Consider the following 1,585-nt stretch of genomic DNA (forward strand, 5'->3'; position numbering starts at 1 on the left):
CCCGCAGCGGCGGGGCGCGGCCAAGCTCGGTATCCGCCTGCTGGACGCCCGCGACGCCTGGGCCACACCCTGGCATTCGGTGGCGCTGCACCGCCTGGACGGCGGCTGGGAGCTGACGCGGCGGACCGACGCCGAACGGCTCGGCCGTCTCGTGCTGCGCAACGGCCAACCAAGCCACTTCGAGGCAACCACACCCGCCTGAACCTCCGGGCGGGACATACGAGCGGTGTCAGCTGACCGCGGTCAGGGAGCCTTTGGTGCGGTGCTGGGCGCAGTCGACACGCAGGGCGGACGGTGGCAGGTCGTGGTCGAAGTAGGCGCAGCGGTGCGTGCGCGCGGAGCGGGTGCCCGGGGCGACCGTGAGGTGGTCGCACGTGGTGCAGGAGCGGGACACGGGGATCAGATCGGCCTCGTGGAAGCGTTGCAGGACGGCCAGCAGCGCGATGAACAGGTCCTCGGCCTGCGTCGGGTCGATGCTCGACAGGGCGATCTCGGCGGGTACCATCCGGCGCGCGGCCTTGGCGGCGATCCGCCGGCCTGCCAGGGTGAGGACGATCTGCTGCTGCCGGCCGTCGTCGGGATCGCGTCTGCGCTCGACGAGCCCCTTACGGTGCAGGGCACCGACCGCGTCGCTGACTGTCGGGTCGGCGACGTTGAGCTCGCGGGCCAGCGCCGTGCTCTGTGCCCGCGGCGGGGGGCCGTGGTGCAGATAGGCCAGGATACGCAGCTGCGTCGACGAAAGCCCGTGCGTCTCGGCGGTACGCCGGGCCAGTACGTGCAGGGCGTCGCCGATGACGTCCAGGGCGGCAACGACTTTCGCGTCGATGCCGTGGTGCCGTTCGTCGTCCGCCATTCGCATGGGCCGACTGTAGCAACCTTTCGCCGCTATCTGTCAAGGTGAGCCGAGAGACAGGTAATGTCCATTAGCTCGTGGCCGAAGCGTGCGAGCGGGGCACCGGACTAAAGCAGGTAGAATAAGGCGGACCGAGAGAACGACCACGTGTCCGTAGCGCCGTGACCAGCCGTGCCCTGGCGAAGACGGCCGGACCACTCGCTGACCCGGATGTCGTCCGGCCACATTCCCGACACCAGGTGTCGAACGACGATCCGCATTCCGGGTCCCGGTTCAGGACGATGACGTACCGGCCGGTTCTTCCGGCGCGGTTCGACGCTTCGGAGGCCGCCCACACGCTGCCGCGACTTCTTCGAGCACCATATTTGACCACCACATTCGACTGTCACATTCGACCACAACATTCGACCTGCCACGTTCGACTGTCACGTTCGACTGCCACAACAGCACCCACCGTCATTCCGGGCTCGGGTCGTACCGGCTCCGGCGACGGCGCGTCACGGCCAGGCCGGGGTGGTCGGGGTAGCAGGGCAGGCCCCGGGCGGGGCGGCGGGGCCGAGCGGCGATCCTGGCGGATGCCCGGGCGGCCTGTCCCGACCGCTTCGTCGGGCGACCCCGCCGGCCCGCAGGCCTCCCCGGCCCCGCAGGCCCCGCAGGCCCCGCAGGCGCTGCCCGCGCAGGCCTGGATCGGCCCGGCGTCCCAACCGGTGCGGCAGCCGGCGTTCCAGCCGG

At 70.9% G+C, this 1,585-nt stretch carries 1 protein-coding gene; it reads right to left on the reverse strand.

The window, feature by feature from the left end; genetic code table 11:
* Positions 1 to 229: 229 nt before the first annotated feature.
* On the reverse strand, positions 230 to 859 hold the full coding sequence (locus tag FrCorBMG51_RS02380) for a MarR family winged helix-turn-helix transcriptional regulator (protein WP_083730862.1): 630 nt from the start codon (positions 857 to 859) through the stop codon (positions 230 to 232).
* Positions 860 to 1,585 lie beyond the last annotated feature (726 nt).

The organism is Protofrankia coriariae (genome assembly GCF_001017755.1).
In the GTDB taxonomy this organism is placed as follows: domain Bacteria; phylum Actinomycetota; class Actinomycetes; order Frankiales; family Frankiaceae; genus Protofrankia; species Protofrankia coriariae.